Origin of the sequence: Bifidobacterium ramosum (genome assembly GCF_009299505.1) — a bacterium.
In the GTDB taxonomy this organism is placed as follows: Bacteria; Actinomycetota; Actinomycetes; order Actinomycetales; family Bifidobacteriaceae; genus Bifidobacterium; species Bifidobacterium ramosum.
Window position 1 is genome coordinate 1 of sequence record NZ_WBSM01000006.1, and the last position, 19,727, is coordinate 19,727.

Below are 19,727 nucleotides of genomic sequence, written 5' to 3' on the forward strand. Positions count from 1 at the left end.
GTCGGCGAAGCCGACTGAGGGGAGCGCTATGTAAACCTACAGTTTATACATCATGAACCATAATCATGCATAAACCCATCCATTCCAACGTATTTGCAACATATCATAGTCGTCGCAACAACGTACGGATAATGAATATACAGAGAGGACACGCATGGGTCGTATGTCATCACCGTTCCCATCCTCCGCCGCAGTGTCCGCGACCGCCGCCACCATCGCCGCGGCCGTCGCCTCGTTCCTCGCCGGCATGGACGTGCTCATCGTCAACGTCGCGCTGCCCACCATTGCGGCCGATCTCGGCGGCGACATGGCGGTTCAGCAGTGGGTTGTCGACGGCTACACGCTGCTGTTCGCCGTGCTGCTCCTGCTCGCCGGCAGCCTTGCCGACCGGTTCGGCGCGAAACGTGTGTTCCTCATCGGCGCGGCCTTGTTCGGGCTCGTTTCGCTGTTTTGCTCGTTCGCGTGGTCGATGGCGGCGCTCGTGGCCGGACGCTGTGTGCTCGGCGTCGCCTCGGCGCTGATCCTGCCGGCATCCATGTCGCTCATCAACGAGGCGAACCCCGACCCGCGTCGTCGCGCATGGGCGCTCGCCCTGTGGGGTGCGGGCGGCGCGTCGGCCTCGGCGGTGGGGCCGCTGCTCGGCGGCCTGCTCACGCCGATCCACTGGAGTCTCGTCTTCGCGATCAACGTGCCGTTCTGCCTGTTCCTCCTCGCGCTTGCGCCGCGCATCGCGCCCTCGCCGCGCCGGCCCATCCGCTTCGACGGGCTCGGCCAGACGCTTGCGCTGGCCGGACTGAGCGCGCTCGTCGCCGGCATCATCGAAGTCGGCGCGATCGGCCTTACGGTTCCCGCGACGCTCGTGCTGCTAGGGGTCGGTGTCCTCGCGCTCGCCCTATTCGTGCTGTCGCAGGCCAAGGTCGCCGCCCCGATGATGCCGCTCGACCTGTTCCGCATCCGCGGCATGCAGGTCGCGTTGCAGATCGGCTTCATCATGATCTTCAACTGGTACGGCATGGTGTTCATCTGCACGATGTTCCTGCAGAACGAACGGCACATGGGTGCGTTCGCCGCGGGCCTCGTGTTCGTGCCGTCCGCATTCGTCACGATCATCGGCAACCTGATCGGCGGGCGCATCATCACCGCACGAGGATCGCGGTTCTCGATCACGTTGGGGCTCGCGATCATGATCGCCGGATTCCTGTTCGAATTCCTCACCCCCGCGCCGATCCCCGTATGGGTGGTCGCGACGGGCTTAAGCGTCGTCGGCTTCGGTGCGGCCATCACCACGCCCGCCGCGGCCGGCGTCGTCCTGCGTTCCGTCGACCCCGCGCAGGCCGGCATCGCATCCGCCATGTTCAACACGTTCCGTCAGGTCGGCGGCGCGATCGGCGTGGCCGTGTTCGGCGTCATCGCCACATTCCTGCCCTCACTGACACTCGCCCTGCGCTCCGTGTTCCTCGCATCCGCGCTGCTGCTCGTCTACGTGCTCGCCTTCGAATTGCTGCGTTGGCGCGAGCGGTGACCGCCAGCCGCTCACGATGAGGCGTTGATGAGTGGTTCCCGCAAACTGAGAGGCAGTTTTCGCCATGGGCGGGGGTCTTTCGCGAAACTGAGAGGCAGCTGTCCGTGACATTCGGGGCTCGAATCACGGATAATCGGCCGTCGGCGGTCCGTTATCGGGAGAGGGCTGCCTCTTAGTTTCGCGAAAGACCCCCGCGCCAGTGGGAATCTGCCTCTCAGTCTGCGAAAGACCGGCAATCCTGACGGCCCCGACGCCCGCAAGGGGTGCGGCCGGGAGGCCATTGCCGTCGGAACATCACGGGACATCATCATGCGGATACGCCGACGCGCGGCGAGGCCCCAACCGGTAGCGTGGGTCACATGGTGCAATGGGATTCCGAACAGTATCTGCGATTCAGGGCCGAACGCACGCAGCCGGCGCGCGACCTGGCCGCGCAGCTGCCGCCCGACGACGGGTCGGTCACGCGTGTGCTCGACATCGGCTGCGGGCCGGGCAACAGCACCGCCGTGCTGCGCGAACGCTACCCGAAGGCCGCCATCCTCGGCGTTGACAATTCACCCGAGATGATCGAAGCCGCCCGCGCCGCCCACCCCGACATCGACTTCGCAATGTGCGACGTCGCCTCATCCGCGCTCGACGCCCTGCCATCCGACTTCGACGTGGTCTTCTCCAACGCGTGCATCCAATGGGTGCCCGACCATCACCGGCTCATCCCTGCGCTGCTCGATCGGCTCAACCTCGGCGGCACGCTTGCCGTGCAGACTCCGATGAACTACGAGGAGCCGATCCACCGCATTATCGGTCAGATCGTCCACTCGCCGCAATACGCTGACCGGCTGCCGCAAAGCCGCGAATTCTACAATCTCACGCCGTCTGACTACTGGGAGTTGCTGCACGCGTACGCCGCGCGGTTCCGCATGTGGAAGACGACGTATATGCACACGCTGCCTTCGCACGAGGCGATCATGGACTGGTATCGCGGCACCGGCATGCGCCCGTATTTGCAGGCATTGGACGACGATGCGGAGCGTGCCGCGTTCGAGCGTGCGGTATTCGCGCGGGCGCGGGATGCGTATCCGATGCAGTCGGACGGCAGCATCATCTTCCCGTTCCCGCGGTTCTTCTTCACCGCCGTGCGGTAGACGGCGGCCGCGTGCGGCGGTGCGTACGGGTATGCGGCGGCGCGTGTCGTGTCGCACGCTTGTCGGCTCGCGTTGATACTGTGCGGAGCCATGTGTTGCATGATGATGGGCGTCTGCCCGCAGACCGGCGGACTGCCCGGTCGGATCTAACGGGTCGGCGGAGCCATGCCCGAAGCCGGACATGGCCGAATCCGCTCGAATCCACCAATTTCGTCATTCATCATCCGTCATGGTTAGCGACATATGCCGTCGCGCCCCAACGCACCACCTGAACCGCGTGGCAAATGCACGCGCACGGGCGCATCATCGGCGGCGGCAATGTCCTGTCTGGAAAGCAAGAACACCGTACCCATGTCTCATAACACATCATCCGCATCGTCGTCGTTCGAACCCGACACCGACCCGCGCGAAGCCGGCTGGAAGCCGCGCGTCGCGCTCCTGCTCACCGGTCAGTCCTTCTCCCTGCTCGGTTCCAGCATCGTGCAATACGCCCTGTGGTGGTGGATCGCGCTGGAATGGAAATCCGGCTGGTCCATGCTGTTCGCCACCGTGTTCGGCGTGCTGCCGCAGGGCGTCGTCTCGATCTTCGGCGGCTCGATGGCCGACCGGTACCGCCGCAAGCCGCTCATCATGCTGCCCGACCTCATCATCGCGGCCGTCACCATCGTCCTGTCGTTCGCGTTCGCGCACGGCTGGGCCGGTCTGCCGATGCTGTTCGTCGTGCTGCTCATCCGCTCGGCCGGCGGCGGCGTGCAGACACCCGCCGTCCAGTCGTTCATCCCCGACATCACGCCGACCGGCAAGCTGCTGCGCGTCAACTCGGTCTTCGGCATGATCAACTCGGCCAATATGATCGTCGCGCCGGCCGTCGCCGCCGTGCTCATCAACGTGATGCCGCTGTGGTCGATCCTGCTGATCGACGTGACGACCGCGGTGATCGGCGTCGGATTCGTCGCGCTGATCCGCGTGCCGCGCAAGTCCGTCGCCGATACGGTCGATACGACCATCAACGCAGATTCCGCCGATGCAACGGCCAGCGCGGCCGACGTCCATCCGCTCGTCGCCGGCATCCGCCGCACGATGACCGATCTCAAGGCCGGATTCGCCTACACGATGCGGCACAACCACTTGAAGGGCGTGGTGCTCGGCGATGGCATGACCTGCCTGATGTCCGTCGCGCCGCTCAATCTCACGCTGCTGCTCATGACCCGTGAATACGAGGGTATCGACCTGAACCTCGGCGTCGTGAACCTGACCACGGCCGCCGACAAGCTCGCCGCCAACGAGTTGAGCCTGACCATCGGCATGCTGCTTGGCGGTGTGTTCATGTCGACGATCGGCGTGAAGATCATCCGCAATAACATGCATGTGATCGCGGGCGGCATTGCCGCGGTCGGCATCGCGGTCGTGGGGCTCGGCATCGCGCCCGGGCTGCTCAGCTACCTCATCATCAACGCGTTGTGCGGCGTCGCGTCAGCCGTCTGTGTGGGGCCGATGCGCACCGTCATTCAATCCGAGGCCGACGAGTCGATGGTCGGGCGCGTGTTCGGCCTCGACACCACGCTCTCCACGTTCGGCATGCCGGTGGGCATGCTCATCTTCGCGCCGCTCGCTGATATCATCCCGATCATGTGGGTGTTCGTTGCCGGCGGCCTGCTGACCCTGCCGGTCGCATGGTATGTGTGGCGGCTGTCGGGGGAGTGACGCGGAGATTGGTTCCCGGGATTCGCGTCCGTCATCCCGGGAACCGGAAACATGACATTATCGCACAAACGCACATGGCGATGTGGTGCGGTGTCGCGGTTTTCGCCGGGAAAACGAACATGGCCGGTTCCCGGGATTCCTGAGCCGAAATCCCGGGAACCGGCCATCGTTGAAAGATGCCGCCTTACTTGGCCAGCAGCTCCTTATAGTCCTTCGCCGCCTCGGCCAGCGCCTCATCGGTGATGCCGAACGCGCCGAAGGTCGCGAACGGCTTGACCCACGTCGCGCCGATGTAGTTCGCCGTGCCCTGGAACGGCACCAGCACCTGGTCGATCACGAACTTGTTCGCGCCGTCCGGCTGGTAGTTCGCCTCCGGCGAGCCGGTCGAGACGGCCACCTGGAACTCCTTACCCTCAAACGCGTGGCCTTCGGAGCCGTACGCCCAACCGTGCTGCAGCACCTCGTCCTCCCAGGTCTTGAGCAGCGCGGGGGAGGAGAACCACCACAGCGGGAACTGGAACACGATGCGGTCGGCGGCCTCGATGGCGGCCTGTTCGGCGGCGACGTCGATCTTGCCATCCGGGTAGAGCGCGTATTCGTCGCGCACGGTTACGTTGTCGAGTTCGGCGGCGGCGTCGGCCAGCGTCTTGTTGACGTGGGACTGGCTGTTGAGACCGGGGTGGAACACGAGTACCAGCGTCTTCATGATGTGTCTCCTTTGGTTGGATGGTATGCGGTTCGTGCCGCTCGTGATATCCCGGTCCGGGATATCACGAAACGGGATATGTATCGTCAAATACTACTTTCGCAGACGACACGCCGGGCGGTGTACCGCGTACGTTATGGGCGAACATCCAGGCTCTCGCCAACGGACATACAGTCGATTTCCACGGTGCGATCGGCTGTATGTCCGTTGGGGGAAGGTGATGATGACCGCCTGTCGGCCGCAATGCGGTATCTGATTCCGCTTCCTTAACGGACATACAGTCGATTTCGGCGGTGGAATCGGCCGTATGTCCGTTAAGGAAGCGGGGGCAAGGGGATTCGGAAAAAGCAGAGCGGTCGGGACGACCCGACGAACAAGTGCCCCGGATCAGATTCGAACTGACGACACCCGCTTTAGGAGAGCGGTGCTCTATCCCCTGAGCTACCGAGGCGCGAATGTCCATTGTACATGGTGATGCGGTCGGGTGGGACACGCCGCCGTGATTCGCGGATGTGGCGGGCCGATACGGGCGGTGAATGGGGATGATTCGTGAGGACGATGGCCGGCTCGCGCGCGGCACGCTAAGGTAGGGGAGCGCGCCGGCCGAACGTTGGGCCAATGATCATGCCGGCTGCGCAGGCAACGGCAGGGAGGATGTGATGAGTGGCAAGGTGAACGGCGGTCGTACGTATGGCAGTCGGTCGGGTTCCTACTCTGACGGCCGGAATCGGACTCGCAGTCGATCCGACGGGCATGCGGGGAGCCGAAACCGCACGAATCCCCGGAACTCCCGCATCCGGACGGCCAAACCAACGGCCTCCCGCAATCGGGGTAGCCGCACGAACCGTGCGCTCGATCGGAATCGTCGGACGGGCGGCGGTTCCGTCGGCGGCAACATGCGCCGCGTGATCTGTGCGGCGTTCGCGTGGATACTGGTCGTGGCCTCGTTGACGGCGATGCTGGCGCGTGCGCTGCCGTCCGACTTGCAGGCGCTGCCGTATGTGCCGGTGGTCGTGTCGGCCACGCCGTGGTTCGCGTTGACCGCGTTGGTCGGGCTAGTCCTCGCGTTGATGGGACGACGGTGGATCGCCGCGTTGGTCGCCATACTGTGTCTGGGCGTACAGGTGTGGTGGCAATATCCGTTCTTCCATGCGTCCGCCACGCTGCCGGGTCGGGCGATCGCCGCCGTGTCGCAGGCCAGCGCGAACACGAAGGATACGTATGCGCGGGTCATGACCTGCAACGTGTACAAGGGTCGCGCCGACGCGGCCGCGATCGTTGCGCTGGTACGTGATCAGCGCGTCGAAGTGCTCGCGTTGCAGGAGACGACCGACGCGTTCGTGCAGGCGTTGGACGACGCCGGCATCAAGGACTATCTGCCGTACGCGCAGGTGTCCACGTCGGACGGCACGTACGGCAACGGCTTGTGGTCGGCGTCGCCGCTGGTCAATCCGGCCGATGACGACGTGAACTCCAGCGCGTCGTTCATGCCGGGCGGCACGGTGCGGTTCGGCGAGGACGGCGGGACGACGATCCGGTTCGTGTCGGTGCACACGACCGCGCCGGTGCCCGGCTACTGGCGGCAGTGGAAGCGTTCGCTGGACGAGCTGGCCCTGATGCGCTCGCATACGGACGCTCGATACGTGTTCATGGGCGATTTCAACGCGACGACCGACCATACGCCGTTCCGTGATTTCCTGGGCAGCCGGTTCACCGACGCGGCGCGGCAATCCGGGCACGGGTTCACGTTCACGTGGCCGACGGACAAGCCGCCGCTGCCGCGGTTCGCGGGCATCGATCACATCGTGCTCGACCGGGGGATCGTCGCCGGGCAGATGCAGGTGAAACCGGTCGCCGGTTCGGACCATGCGGCCCTGCTCGCCACCATCGCGATCAACTAGCCGCCTATTATCTAGCTGCCCATACCTTATATATGCATATATATCCGCATATACCTCTATTCCCCTAACGGACATACAGCCGATTTGTTGGGTGCAATCGGCTGTATGTCCGTTAAGAGAATAAGGAAATAGGGGGGAGGATTTGAGTCCGCGATCTGAGTCCGCGAGGGAGCGATTCAGTCGAGATTGGACTGCGTGCCGGCGGTGTCGGCGCTGGTGGCCTGTTCGGCCTGCGCCGCGTCGAGCTTGGCCTTGACCTCGTTGAGCAGGCTCTGGGCGCGCTTGGCCAGCGCCTCGCCGAGCTCCCACTGGCGCATCGACTGGTCGAGGTTCAGGCCGCCGGCCTCGAGCGCCTGCACGGCCTGGATGAGCTGGTCTCTCGCTTCCTCGTACGGCATCTGCGCGATGGCCTTGCGCTCCTCGTCGGTCAGGGAGGATGTGATGGTCGCGGTGGTCTTGTCGGTCATGATTACTCCTTGTTGTCGGAAACGGCGGTGTCGGAAACGGCGACGGTGGCGGCGAGGGCGCCATGCTTGAGGGTGATGGACAGCGGGTCGCCGGGGGCGACGGCGGACGGGTCGTCGAGCACGTGACCGCCGGCGGACTGCACGACGGCGTAGCCGCGGTCGAGCGTCGACTGCGGGCTCAGCGCGGTCAGGCTGGCGTGCAGCTTCTCAATGGTCAGGCTGGCATCGTCCACGATACGAGTCAGGCCGATGTCCATGCGTCGGCGCGCGTCGTCGAGGAACCGCTGATGCGGCTCGAGCATGGTGAGCGGCCGGGTCAGGCTCGGCCGGTTCGCATAGCCGTCGACCAGCCGCATCTCGTTACCCACACGCGCTTCGATGCGCAGCCGTGCGCGATGGATCGCATTGTCGATCAGCTGCCACTGCTCGTGCACGTCCGGCACGACCTTCTTCGCCGCATCCGTCGGCGTCGAGGCGCGCAGGTCGGCGGCCAGATCGATGAGCGTCCAGTCGTCCTCGTGGCCGATCGCGGACACGATCGGCGTGACGCACGCCGCCGTCGCGCGCACCACCGACTCGTCCGAAAAGCCGATGAGGTCCTCGAACGCGCCGCCGCCGCGCGCCACGATGATCACGTCCACGTCCGGATCCTCGTCCAACTTGCGGATCGCGGCGACGATGTCGGGCGGACACTGCGCGCCCTGTACGTGCGCGTGCACGACCTTGAACCGCACTGACGGCCAACGCAGGTTCACGTTCGTGATCACGTCGCCCTCCGCGCGGGCCTGCGGCGCGCAGATCAGACCGATGCACGACGGGAATTCCGGCAGCGGCACCTTGCGGTCCGCGTCGAACAGGCCCTCTCCCTTGAGCTTCTTGCGCAGCTCGTCGATCTGCTCCTTGAGTCCGCCGCCGGAACCGATTTTGCGGATGTCGTCGCCGATGAAGCTCAACCGCGTCTGCTTGACCCACACGTCGGCCTTGCCGTGGATCACCACGCGGTCGCCCTGCCGGAACTCGACGGCCTTGCGTGCGAAATCACGCCAGCCGGACACGGAGATCGCGATGTCCTCGAAGTCGTCGCGCACCGTCAGATAGGCCGAGCCGGCGCGACGCGTGTTGATCTCGGTGATCTGCCCGCAGATCCACGCCGCCGGCCACTTCTCCACGGCGATGTGGAACTTCTGGCTCAGCACGGCCACCGGCCACGGGTGTTCGGCCGTGGTCTCGCTGGCCAATCGCGGCAGCTGGTCGAGCGGCGTCGGCGTCGCCGGTGCGGAGGATCCCATATTCCAGTTCATGCGTTCCAGAGTCGCCTACGGAACGGACAAGACGACGGTCCCGCGGACGGTTTCGGCGGCCGTTGCCGCACGGGCGTACGGCTTGCCGCGCGACACGCTGGGAGAGGATTCGTTACGAAGATCACACAACGTCATGTTTTGGCTCTATTCCGCCGGTCACCACTACATATAGGTTCAGCCCGGCGAGTCGCCACTAGATATCGGGGTGGGGTTGCCGTACAGTACATAAGGCTTAATGCTGAAGTATGTGAACCGGCCGGTGAAAACCGGTCGGCGGATAACAGAATGAGGAACAGTGGAAGGACTTCGAATGGACACTCAGGTGATGAACGCAGCACCGGCGACCTCCGCCGGCACCCGCACCTCGGCCACGGTATTGGTCGAGAAGCGTGACGGCCGCGTCGTCGACTTCGACCCGATCAACATCATCGAGGCCGTGAAGTCCGCCTTCGCCGATCTCGACAAGGAAGTCGGCCCGGAGGAGGAGCAGCTCATCCGCGGCTTCGCCAACCAGGTCGAAGGCGAGATCAAGGGCCGCTACAACGGCCCCGCCAAGATCGAGGACATCCAGAACCTCGTCGAGCACGCCCTCATCGACGCGCACCTGTACGACGTCGCGCGCGCCTACACCAACTACCGTCTCGACAAGGACATCCAGCGCGCCAAGGCCACCGACGTGAACGAGGCCGTCGCCCGCTTCATCAACCAGGACCCGACCCTCATCCACGAGAACGCGAACAAGGACGCCAACGTCTACGCCACGCAGCGCGACCTGCTCGCCGGCGCCGTCTCCAAGGCCGCCGCGTTCAACATGCTGCCGCCGGCCGTCTCCAATGCCCACATGAAGGGCGACATCCACTTCCATGACGCCGACTACTCGCCGTTCACCGCGCAGTCCAACTGCTCGCTGCCCAACTTCTGGGACATGCTCGCCAACGGCTTCACGCTCGGCAACGCGCCGATGGCCTCCCCGAAGTCCATCGCCATCGCCGCCACGCAGATCACGCAGATCATGAAGGACGTGGCGTCCAGCCAGTACGGCGGCCAGACCGCCAACCGCGCCGACGAGCACCTCGCCACCTACGCGCGCAAGGACTACGAGAAGTTCCTCGAGGAGGCCCGCGAGACCATCCCCGACGGCATGCCGGTCGAATTCGCCCGCCGCCAGGTCGAGAACGCCAAGCGCAACGAGCCCGCCAAGCTGCACTTCGGCAACCGCGCGCCGCTGCCGATGGACACGCCGTTCCACACCGACGTCGACGAGCTCGAGCAGGAGCGCGAGATCCTCGCCAAGATCCGCACCCGCAAGGCCATCTACGACGCCATGCAGACCATGGAGTACCAGATCAACTCCAACCGCGTCTCCAACGGTCAGACGCCGTTCGTGACCGTCGGCTTCGGCCTCGGCACCGACTGGTTCTCCCGCGAGATCCAGCGTGCGATCCTCCTGAACCGCATCCGCGGCCTCGGCAAAGAGCACCACACCGCGATCTTCCCGAAGCTCGTGTTCACCGTCAAGCACGGCGTGAACGCCGACCCGGGCGACCCGAACTACGACCTCAAGCAGCTCGCGCTCGAGTCCGCCACCAAGCGCATGTACCCGGACGTCGTGTTCTACGAGAACATCGTCAAGATCACCGGCTCCTTCAAGGCGCCGATGGGCTGCCGTTCGTTCCTGCAGGGCTGGATCAACCCGGAGACCGGCAAGGACGAGGAGGACGGCCGTATGAACCTCGGCGTGGTGTCGGTGAACGTGCCGCGCATCGCGCTCGAGTCCCACGGCGACAAGAACCGCTTCTGGAAGCTGTTCGAGGAGCGCATGGAGGTCGCGCACCAGGCGCTGCAGTTCCGCATCATGCGCTGCAAGCAGGCCACGCCGGTCAACGCCCCGACCCTGTTCCGCTTCGGCGCGTTCGGCCGCCTCGGCGCCAACGACAACGTCGACGAGCTGTTCAAGAACGAGCGCGCCACCGTCTCGCTCGGCTACATCGGCCTGGCGGAGACGACCGCCGTGTTCTACGGCAAGAACTGGATCCGCGACCACGGCTGGGATCCGGAAGGCAAGGAGTTCGCGCTCTCGATCGTCAAGCGCATGAACGAGCTGTGCAAGCAGTGGAGCAAGCAGGAGGGCTACCACTACTCCGTGTACTCCACGCCGGCCGAATCACTCACCGACCGCTTCAACCGCATGGACCGCGAGAAGTTCGGCCGCGTCGAAGGTGTGACCGACCACGACTTCTACACCAACTCGTTCCACTACCCGGTATGGCTGCAGCCGACCCCGATGGAGAAGCTCAACTACGAGAAGGACTTCCCGTACTACGCGTCCGGCGGCTTCATCAACTACTGCGAGTACCCGTGCCTGCAGGACAACCCGAAGGCGCTCGAGGCCGTGTGGGACTACGCCTACAACGTCGGCATCGGCTACCTCGGCACCAACACGCCGATCGACCACTGCTTCGTGTGCGGCTTCCAGGGCGACTTCGAGCCGACCGACGAAGGCTTCAAGTGCCCCGAGTGCGGCAACTCCGACCCGGACAAGTGCAACGTGACCAAGCGCACCTGCGGCTACCTCGGCAACCCGGTGCAGCGCCCGATGGTGCACGGCCGCCACGAGGAGATCTCGCACCGCGTCAAGCACATGAGCGGCGAGACCGGCCACGTGACGCTGGCCGACGGTTCCGAACGTGAATGGTTCGAAGAGGCCAAGTGAGCCCGAGTCCGACGCTGCATGATTTCGCGGCCGGCGAGTCCGGCCGCGGTCCGTCCATCCCCACCGACGAGGCGAACAACCCGCGCGCCGGCCAGTGGGATGGGCGGCGCATGTCCAAGCGCATGATCGCCGACTACAAGACGTTCATCGTCACCGACGGCGAAGGCGTGCGCAACTCCCTGTACGTGTCCGGCTGCCCGTTCCACTGCGTCGACTGCTTCAACTCGTCCATCTGGGACTTCCAAGCCGGTCACGAATACACGCAGCGGCTCGAGGACAAGATCATCGACGACCTGCGTGCGCCGTGGGTGCAGGGCATCACGTTCCTCGGCGGCGAGCCGCTGCTCAACACGCCCGTACTCGTGCCGCTCGCACGGCGCATCCGTGAGGAGTTCGGCTCGGCCAAGGATATCTGGTGTTGGACCGGCTACACGTGGGAGGAGCTCATGCGGCCCGGTGAGACGCCGGACAAGCTCGAGCTGCTGCATCTGATCGACATCCTCGTCGACGGCCGCTACATCAAGTCGCAGCATGATTCGCTGCTGCAGTTCCGCGGTTCGAAGAACCAGCGCATCCTCGACGTGCCGGCGTCGTTCGCGGCCGGTGGGCCGGTCATCTGGAGTCGGCTGCACGATCAGGAGCGCGACATTCCCGAGATCTATCTCAAGGATCGCATGGCCGGCGAGGATTCGCACTCGTCGTCGTGACGATCCGCGATCGGTGTTGCTCCCATACATATGATGATGGCCCCGCGCACGGCAGGTGCGCGGGGCCATCATCATATGTATGGGAACGGCTGTTGTCCGTCGGTCGGCTCACTTCACGCGCTTGACGGCGAGGATCAGCAGGCCGCCGATCACGCAGATGATCGTCTCGGTCGGGAAGATCCAGCGGTAGTCGTTGCCGGACATGGTCAGGATCGCGCCGGCGACGGCCGGACCGAAAATCTGGCCGAGCGTGTTCGCCATATTGATGATGCCGAGGTCCTTCGCCGCGGTCTTCGGATCGGGCAGCACGGCCACATTGAGCGCGCCGTCCACCGCGTTGTACGCGCCCATGCCGATGCCGGCCACCAGCGCGTACGCGTACATCGTCCACGGCTCGGCCGCGAAGAACGGGAAGAACGCGCCCACGCCGAGCATAATCGTCGTGACGGCCACCGGCAGCTTGAGCCGGTGGAAGCGGTCGGCGAGCGGCCCCGCGATCACGCAGAACACGATGCCCGTGACCATCAGGATCATCGACATGATCTTCAGCGCCGCGTTCTGGCCGTCCGCATCGAGCTTCATGTAGTCGCTGAAGATGTACAGCTGGTAGCCGACGATCACGTACTGGCCGGTCACCATGAGCATCTTGCCGACGAGCGCGAAGTAGTAGTCGCGGCAGTTCTTCGTCGGGAACATGAAGTTGCGCTTGATCGACGCGGCGTCGAACTTGGCACGCGCGACGTTGAGGTTGCTCGGCTCGCGCATGATGATCGGGGAGACGACGCCGCCCACGGCCGCGATGAGCGCGAAGATGAGCACGCCGGTCGAGATGGCCGTATTGTCCTTGATGAAGCTCGACGCGATGATGCCCGAGCCGTAGTTGCCGATGGCCATGCCGATGCCCCAGCACGAGGAGATCGTGCCGCGCCAGCGCGGGGCGATGCGGTCGGAGATCTGCGCGATCATCGGGGCGGTCACGCAGTTGAGCGCCACGTTGTACAGCGTCCAGATCACGAGCAGCATTGGCCACGAACCGGCGAACGCGAACCATACGAAGAACAGCGCGCAGGCGATCGACGCGCACACGATCCACGGGGAGCGCGAGCCGAAGCGGGAGCGTGTGATGTCCGACAGGGCGCCGGCGATGATGTTGGAGATGGTCGCGGCGATCATGGCGACCAGTGAGAACAGCGGGATGAGCGCGACCTTCTGGCTGGGTGCGAGAATCTGCAGCTTGGCGGGCAGCAGCGTGGCGGACACGCCGACGTAGGCGAGCATCCAGCAGGCCGGCCCGACGAGGAGGCCTGCGCCGAGGCGGGTGGGCAGCGTGGGCTGCTGGTCGTTGGCGACGCCGTACGACGGTTCGTGTTCGGCGACTTCCATGGATGTGGTTGCGTTATCAGAGCCGTCGCCGGCTGAGGGGATTGTTTGAGCTGACATGCGTTATCTTCCTCTACTTGACAGGCTTTTGATGAAGTCTGCTCAATATATTGATGATGTTTGCGTAAACATCTGCGTATATATCATACGATATGCTGTGACATTTTGTGCATAAAAGTTACGAAATGTTGAACTTGTGATGACGTGTGTGATGACGATGACGGCCGTGATGACGATTCCGGTGCACGCCAGGGCGCGGCCGTGTGATCGCCGACCATCACTGAGTGCGCGCAACGACGTCCACTGCGCGCACTCAGTGATGGTTCCGTCGCCCGAATCATCACTCCGTGCGCGCGGAGAGTGTCGTTTGCGCGCACAGAGTGATGGTTGCGCCGACGCCGTCGCCCACAACCCGACAGAGCGGGGCAACGCGCGGGGTTTTCCGCTTCCTCTGTTAGATAAATCACGCCATGTACGGCATCTGAACGGCCGCTTGGGCGGGGCTTCAGACTACAGTATGGAATCTGAGAGGCCGGGCAATGCGTGGGATACATCGCGCCACGGGGGATGCAGACGGATGATGCTCATCCCCGTCAGGCGTGCGGACGACAAGGATTCCACGCCCCGGAAGCAGCTTAAAGAGGTTTACATGGTGAACGAAGCACATACCGCGGCAGTACGCCACGATACGAAGCCGTTGCGCGTGGGACTCGACATCGGTTCCACCACGGTCAAGGCCGTGGTGCTCGACCAGTCCGACTCCCTGTCCGACACCATCTTCTCCGACTATCGCCGTCACCACGCCAACGTGCGCGCCACCGTCGCGGGACTGCTCGTCGACATCCACAAGGAACTTGAGACTCGCGGCCGCGGCGACGAACCGATCCGTCTGGCCATCACCGGCTCCGGCGGCCTCGCGCTCGCCGACAGCATGCACGTGCCGTTCGTGCAGGAGGTCATCGCCGAAACCGAAGCGATCGACAAGGAATACCCGGCCGCCGACGTCATCATCGAACTCGGTGGCGAGGACGCCAAGATCACGTACCTCAAGCCCACCCCCGAACAGCGCATGAACGGTTCGTGCGCGGGCGGCACCGGCGCGTTCATCGACCAGATGGCCACGTTGCTCGACACCGACGCGTCCGGTCTCAACGAGATGGCGAAACGTTACGAGAACCTGTATCCGATCGCGTCGCGCTGCGGCGTGTTCGCCAAAACCGACCTGCAGCCGCTCATCAACGACGGCGCCGCCAAGCCGGACCTCGCCGCATCGATCTTCACGGCCGTCGCCACGCAGACCATCGCCGGTCTCGCCTCCGGCCGCCCGATCCACGGCACCGTCATCTTCCTCGGCGGCCCGCTGTTCTTTATGTCCGAGTTGCGCGCCGCGTTCCAGCGCGCGCTCGACGGCAAGGTCGACGAGTTCATCGTGCCGACCAACGCGCACCTGTACGTCGCGTACGGCGCGGCGCTGCAGGCCGACATGGACACCGACGACGAAGGCCACCATTTCGAGGCGCGCACCTGCGACGACATCCTCAAGCGGCTCGACGAGCTCAAGAACCTTCCGTCCAACACGCCCACCATGCCGCCGCTGTTCCCGACCGAGGCCGACCGTGAGGCGTTCAACGAGCGCCACCATCGCGAGCACATCCACATCGGCACGCTCGAGGGCGCGCATGGCCCGCACTTCCTCGGCATCGACGCGGGCTCGACCACCATCAAGGCGACCCTCGTCAACGACGACCGCGAGATCGTGTGGTCCTCTTACGCGAACAACGAAGGCAGTCCGCTGACGGCCGCGATCAACATCGTCAAGAAGATCCAATCCCAGCTGCCGGACGGCGCGTGGATCGCGCGATCCTGCGCGACCGGCTACGGCGAGGGCCTCATCACCACCGGCCTGCACTTGGACGAAGGCGTGGTCGAGACGATGGCGCACTACCGTGGCGCCGAAATGGTCAGCCCCGGCGTCACCGCCGTGATCGACATCGGTGGCCAGGACATGAAGTACCTCGCCATCACCGACGGCGTGATCGACTCGATCGCCGTCAACGAGGCATGCTCGTCCGGCTGTGGCTCGTTCCTGCAAACGTTCGCCATGTCGATGGGCCTGACCATTCAGGAGTTCACGCAGAAGGCGCTCGCTTCGACCCATCCGGTCGATCTCGGCTCGCGCTGCACCGTGTTCATGAACTCGTCCGTCAAGCAGGCGCAGAAGGAAGGCGCCTCGATTGAGGACATCGCCGCCGGCCTGTGCTATTCGGTCGTGCGCAATGCGCTGTACAAGGTCATCAAACTGCGTGATTCCGGCGAACTCGGCGACACCGTCGTGGTCCAGGGCGGCACGTTCCTCAACGACGCCGTACTGCGTGCGTTCGAACTGCTCACCGAACGCGAGGTGACTCGACCGAACATCGCCGGCCTTATGGGCGCGTACGGCGCGGCGCTCACCGCACGCATGCACTACGAGGACGTCGCCGACGACGACCACGAGCATGTGCTCGCGGACGGATCGTCGGTCGAGTCGAACGCGGACGGCGCGAACGGTACTGCGAACGATGCGACTGCCGCGAGCGACGCGGTCGCGGGTGACGATGCGTCCGCCGACATGGCCGGCGTCGACGTGACCAACGCGGCCGATGTCGCCGCCGGTCACGAGCATGAGGTCGTCGTCGACGGCGTGCACCACACCGCATCGTCGATCCTGACCGGCGACGCACTCGACACCATGTCGATGACCACCGAACGCGACGTGTGCAAGCTCTGCCAGAACCACTGCAAGCTCACCATCACCACGTTCTCCGACGGCTCGCGCTTTGTGACCGGCAACCGCTGCGAACGCGGCGGCGATGCGAAGAAGCAGCGCTCCGACCGTCCGAACCTGTACGACTACAAGTACAAGCGTTGCTTCGCCTACCGCCGTCTGACCGACAAGAAGGCCACCCGCGGCGAGATCGGCATCCCGCGTGCGCTCAACATGTACGAGAACTACCCGTTCTGGTTCACGCTGCTCACCTCGCTCGGCTTCAAGGTTATGATCTCCGGCCGCAGCTCGCACGAACTGTTCGAGACCGGCATCGAATCGATCGCCTCCGAGAACATCTGCTATCCGGCCAAGCTCGTGCACGGGCACATCAAGTGGCTGCTGAACAAGGGCATCAAGACGATCTTCTACCCGTGCGTGAGCTACGAGGACAACCTCGTGCCCAACACCGACAACCACTACAACTGCCCGGTCGTGGCGAACTATCCGCTCGTCGTCGGCGCGAACATGCCCGAGCTGCGCGCCGAGGGCGTGCGCTACATGCACCCGTACTTCAACCTCGCCAACCACGAGCTCATGGTCGACCGCATCGTCGAGGAGTTCGCGTGGGCGAACGTGACGCGCGAGGAGGCCGAGACGGCCGTCAAGGCCGCGTACGCCGAAGACAAGGTGTTCAAGAACGACGTGCAGCAGGAGGGCCTGAAAGCCCTCGCGTACATGAAGGAGCACGGCTGCCGCGGCATCGTGCTCGCCGGCCGTCCGTACCACGTCGACCCGGAGATCAACCACGGCATCCCCGAGACGATCTGTTCGCTCGGCATGGTCGTGCTCTCGGAGGATTCGATCTGTGAACTGCAGCCGGGGCAGAAGCTTGATCTGACCGAGTTTCTGGCCGCCGGTGAGGAGGATCCGCGCAAGAAGAACGCGAACGGGTTCCGTCACGTCGGCGACCGCAAGGTGAGTGTCAACCGCATGCCGCTGCGCGTGACGAACCAGTGGGCGTACCATTCGCGGCTGTATGCGGCGGCGCACTTCGTCGCCTCGTATCCGGGGCTCGAACTGGTGCAGCTCAACTCGTTCGGTTGCGGCCTCGACGCGATCACCACCGACCAGGTGTCGGAGATTCTCGCGGACAAGGCCGACGTGTACACGCTGCTCAAGATCGACGAGGTGTCGAACTTGGGTGCGGCGAAGATCCGACTGCGCTCGCTCAAGGCCGCGGTCGAGGAGCGCGAACGCAACAAGGCGAAGGCGGTCGCGGCCGTGTCTGCGGCTGCCGGTGGCGGTGTGGCTGGTGCTGCCGGTGCGGCCGGTTCACAGTCCGTCGGCAAGCGGGACCAGATGATCGTCGCCGAACCGTCCGACGCCGAGATTAAGACTCGTGAAGCCGCCCAGGCCAAGGCACAGGCCGATCTGGCCGCCGCCGAAACACAGCTTCAGGCGGCGAAGGAACAGCTCGCCGCCGCGCAGGCCGCGGTCAAGGCCGCGGAAGCCAAGCGTGCTGCCGCTGATTCGGCCGCTGCTGCCGACGATACGGTCTCGGCTGCTGCGCCGAAGTCGACCGGCTTCCGCAAAACCGGCTCGCAGGCGCCGACCCCGGGCCGTCAGGTGCTGCTCGACACGACGATGGCCGCCAACCCGAAGCTCACCGAATCGGTGCGCCGTGCCTCGCGCCTCGCCGCGCAACGCGACATCGAGGCGGCCGCCGCGCAGGCCGGTGCTCAGTCCGGCACGGACGGCAAGATCGTCAAGGCCACCAAGCCATCCAAGTCCGGACACAACAACGCGACCATGTCGCGCTACGCGCACCGCCAGAAGTTCCTCAAGGACATGAAGCAGGACTACACGATCGTCGCCCCGCAGATGAGCCCGATCCACATGTCCCTCGTCGAAGCGGTCATCCGCTCGGGTGGCTACAAGTTTGACATCTTGAAACACGCCAGTCGCGAGGACGTCGAAACCGGCCTCAAGTATGTGAACAACGATGCCTGCTACCCGGCCATCATGGTCATCGGCCAGCTCATCGACGCGATCATTCAAGGCAAGTACGATCCCGATCACGTCGCGCTCGCGATCACGCAGACCGGCGGCATGTGCCGTGCGACCAACTACTTCGGCCTCATCCGCAAGGCGCTGATCGATGCGGGCTACCCGCAGATCCCGGTCATCGCGATCTCCACGCAGGGTCTCGAGGACAACCCGGGATTCAAGGCCACGCCGGCGCTGCTGCACCGCGCGATCAAGGCCCTGATCCTCGGCGATCTGCTCATGAAGTGCCTGCACCGCGTGCGCCCGTACGAGGTCGAGCCGGGTGCGGCGAACCGCCTGTACGAGCAGTGGGACGTGATCGTGCGCGAGACGCTCGAACACCACGGCTTCTCGAAGACCGCGGCCAAGACCCCGTGGCTCAGGAAGGCGTACCTGCCGTATCCGACGCTTGCGGCCGAGATCGTCAAGTCGTTCGACGCGTTGCCGTTGCGCGACATTCCACGTAAGGTGCGCGTCGGCGTCGTCGGCGAGATTCTGGTGAAATACCAGCCGGACGCGAACAACCACGTGGTCGACGTGATCGAATCGCAGGACTGCGAGGCCGTGGTGCCCGGCATCATGGAGTTCATGACGACTCGCCCGTACATCACCGACTGGAACGAACGCAACCTCGGCATGGGCGGCAACCAGAAGCTCTATGCGCTCATGCGCTGGGGCCTCGACCGGTATAACGCGCCGATCAAGGCGGCGATCGCGCTCGCCCACGGCAAGTTCAAGCAGGACGATCCGATGCCCGAGCTCGTCAAGAAGGCGGCCGAGGTCACGTCGATCGGCGTGCAGGCCGGCGAAGGCTGGCTGCTCACGGCCGAGATCCTCGAGCTGATCGAACAGGGATGCCCGAACGTGATCTGCGCGCAGCCGTTCGCCTGCCTGCCGAACCATGTGACCGGCCGCGGCATGTTCGGCAAGATCCGCCGTTTGCACCCCGAGGCCAACATCGTCTCCATCGACTACGATCCGGGCGCAAGCGAAGCGAACCAGCTCAACCGCATCAAACTCATGATCGCGGCGGCCAAGAAGGCGCACGACGCCAAGTTCGCTGCAGCGGGCGAGCCGCAGGGCTTCGCCAGCGCGGACTGACCGGGGATTGGGTAGATCGGTAGCCGGGTGATCGGCGGAATCGACTGGTGATCAGATGGTCTGGTAGATCGGTAGCCGGGTGATCGGGTCCCCGGGTGTTCCGGTCACCGATGATCGATCTGCCGAACGGTCGACCCGTCGAGCGGCCGGCAGATCGAGCGGTTGTATTACTGAATGATCGATCCACTGCAGGGTCGATCCATCGAACGATCGACGGGGCGAGTGATCGTTCGACGGGTCGAGTGATCGATCTGTCGAACGGTCGTACTGCCGGGTCGTCATGCCTGT

11 protein-coding genes and 1 tRNA gene are annotated in these 19,727 nt (G+C 64.6%); 7 read left to right on the top strand and 5 right to left on the bottom strand.

Features of this window, described 5'->3' with window-relative positions; genetic code table 11:
• The first annotated feature begins 154 nt into the window (after positions 1–154).
• The 3 genes from DSM100688_RS06240 (at position 155) to DSM100688_RS06250 (ending at position 4,368) form a co-directional block, all read left to right on the top strand.
• Positions 155–1,522, top strand: coding sequence for an MFS transporter (locus tag DSM100688_RS06240; protein WP_152358290.1), 1,368 nt, complete (start codon positions 155–157; stop codon positions 1,520–1,522).
• Between the two features lie 359 nt (positions 1,523–1,881).
• Positions 1,882–2,664 (top strand): methyltransferase domain-containing protein, encoded by a 783-nt coding sequence (locus tag DSM100688_RS06245; RefSeq protein ID WP_152358291.1) that lies wholly within the window; start codon positions 1,882–1,884, stop codon positions 2,662–2,664.
• A gap of 351 nt (positions 2,665–3,015) precedes the next feature.
• The gene (locus DSM100688_RS06250) at positions 3,016–4,368 is read left to right on the top strand and encodes an MFS transporter (protein ID WP_152358292.1); all 1,353 of its coding nucleotides are present in this window, start codon (positions 3,016–3,018) and stop codon (positions 4,366–4,368) included.
• A gap of 184 nt (positions 4,369–4,552) precedes the next feature.
• Here the strand turns inward: DSM100688_RS06250 and DSM100688_RS06255 are convergent, their stop codons facing one another.
• Together DSM100688_RS06255 and DSM100688_RS06260 are read right to left on the bottom strand one after the other, a co-directional pair.
• Positions 4,553–5,074 (bottom strand): NAD(P)H-dependent oxidoreductase, encoded by a 522-nt coding sequence (locus DSM100688_RS06255; protein WP_152358293.1) that lies wholly within the window; start codon positions 5,072–5,074, stop codon positions 4,553–4,555.
• Between the two features lie 378 nt (positions 5,075–5,452).
• A tRNA-Arg gene (locus DSM100688_RS06260) sits at positions 5,453–5,525 on the bottom strand.
• 505 nt (positions 5,526–6,030) lie between these two features.
• On the opposite strand from DSM100688_RS06260, the gene DSM100688_RS06265 reads away from it, so the two are divergent.
• Positions 6,031–6,975 (top strand): endonuclease/exonuclease/phosphatase family protein, encoded by a 945-nt coding sequence (locus DSM100688_RS06265; RefSeq protein ID WP_239519327.1) that lies wholly within the window; start codon positions 6,031–6,033, stop codon positions 6,973–6,975.
• 176 nt (positions 6,976–7,151) lie between these two features.
• Here the strand turns inward: DSM100688_RS06265 and DSM100688_RS06270 are convergent, their stop codons facing one another.
• Positions 7,152–7,442 (bottom strand): exodeoxyribonuclease VII small subunit, encoded by a 291-nt coding sequence (locus DSM100688_RS06270; RefSeq protein ID WP_152358295.1) that lies wholly within the window; start codon positions 7,440–7,442, stop codon positions 7,152–7,154.
• A 2-nt stretch (positions 7,443–7,444) separates the two neighbouring features.
• On the bottom strand, positions 7,445–8,743 hold the full coding sequence (gene xseA, locus DSM100688_RS06275; protein ID WP_152358296.1) for an exodeoxyribonuclease VII large subunit: 1,299 nt from the start codon (positions 8,741–8,743) through the stop codon (positions 7,445–7,447).
• Positions 8,744–9,053: 310 nt separating this feature from the next.
• Here xseA and nrdD point away from each other — a divergent pair, with 310 nt between their 5' ends.
• Positions 9,054–11,456, top strand: a complete 2,403-nt coding sequence (gene nrdD, locus DSM100688_RS06280) for an anaerobic ribonucleoside-triphosphate reductase (RefSeq protein WP_152358297.1) — start codon at positions 9,054–9,056, stop codon at positions 11,454–11,456.
• Positions 11,453–12,163, top strand: a complete 711-nt coding sequence (nrdG, locus tag DSM100688_RS06285) for an anaerobic ribonucleoside-triphosphate reductase activating protein (RefSeq protein ID WP_240811843.1) — start codon at positions 11,453–11,455, stop codon at positions 12,161–12,163. Before nrdD ends, nrdG begins: the two co-directional genes overlap by 4 nt.
• Before the next feature lie 108 nt (positions 12,164–12,271).
• On the opposite strand, the gene DSM100688_RS06290 is transcribed toward nrdG, so the two are convergent.
• Entirely contained in the window at positions 12,272–13,603 is a 1,332-nt protein-coding gene (locus DSM100688_RS06290; RefSeq protein WP_204316641.1) for an MFS transporter, read from the bottom strand.
• Between the two features lie 589 nt (positions 13,604–14,192).
• Between DSM100688_RS06290 and DSM100688_RS06295 the strand changes: the two genes are divergently transcribed.
• Positions 14,193–19,439 (top strand): acyl-CoA dehydratase activase-related protein, encoded by a 5,247-nt coding sequence (locus DSM100688_RS06295; RefSeq protein WP_152358299.1) that lies wholly within the window; start codon positions 14,193–14,195, stop codon positions 19,437–19,439.
• Positions 19,440–19,727: the final 288 nt, after the last annotated feature.

Coding starts and splice junctions, on each gene's coding strand:
- DSM100688_RS06240 (WP_152358290.1), top strand. CDS start 155: ATGGGTCGTATGTCATCACCGTTCCCATCCTCCGCCGCAGTGTCCGCG.
- DSM100688_RS06245 (WP_152358291.1), top strand. CDS start 1,882: ATGGTGCAATGGGATTCCGAACAGTATCTGCGATTCAGGGCCGAACGC.
- DSM100688_RS06250 (WP_152358292.1), top strand. CDS start 3,016: ATGTCTCATAACACATCATCCGCATCGTCGTCGTTCGAACCCGACACC.
- DSM100688_RS06255 (WP_152358293.1), bottom strand. CDS start 5,074: ATGAAGACGCTGGTACTCGTGTTCCACCCCGGTCTCAACAGCCAGTCC.
- DSM100688_RS06265 (WP_239519327.1), top strand. CDS start 6,031: ATGCTGGCGCGTGCGCTGCCGTCCGACTTGCAGGCGCTGCCGTATGTG.
- DSM100688_RS06270 (WP_152358295.1), bottom strand. CDS start 7,442: ATGACCGACAAGACCACCGCGACCATCACATCCTCCCTGACCGACGAG.
- xseA (WP_152358296.1), bottom strand. CDS start 8,743: ATGAACTGGAATATGGGATCCTCCGCACCGGCGACGCCGACGCCGCTC.
- nrdD (WP_152358297.1), top strand. CDS start 9,054: ATGGACACTCAGGTGATGAACGCAGCACCGGCGACCTCCGCCGGCACC.
- DSM100688_RS06290 (WP_204316641.1), bottom strand. CDS start 13,603: ATGTCAGCTCAAACAATCCCCTCAGCCGGCGACGGCTCTGATAACGCA.
- DSM100688_RS06295 (WP_152358299.1), top strand. CDS start 14,193: ATGGTGAACGAAGCACATACCGCGGCAGTACGCCACGATACGAAGCCG.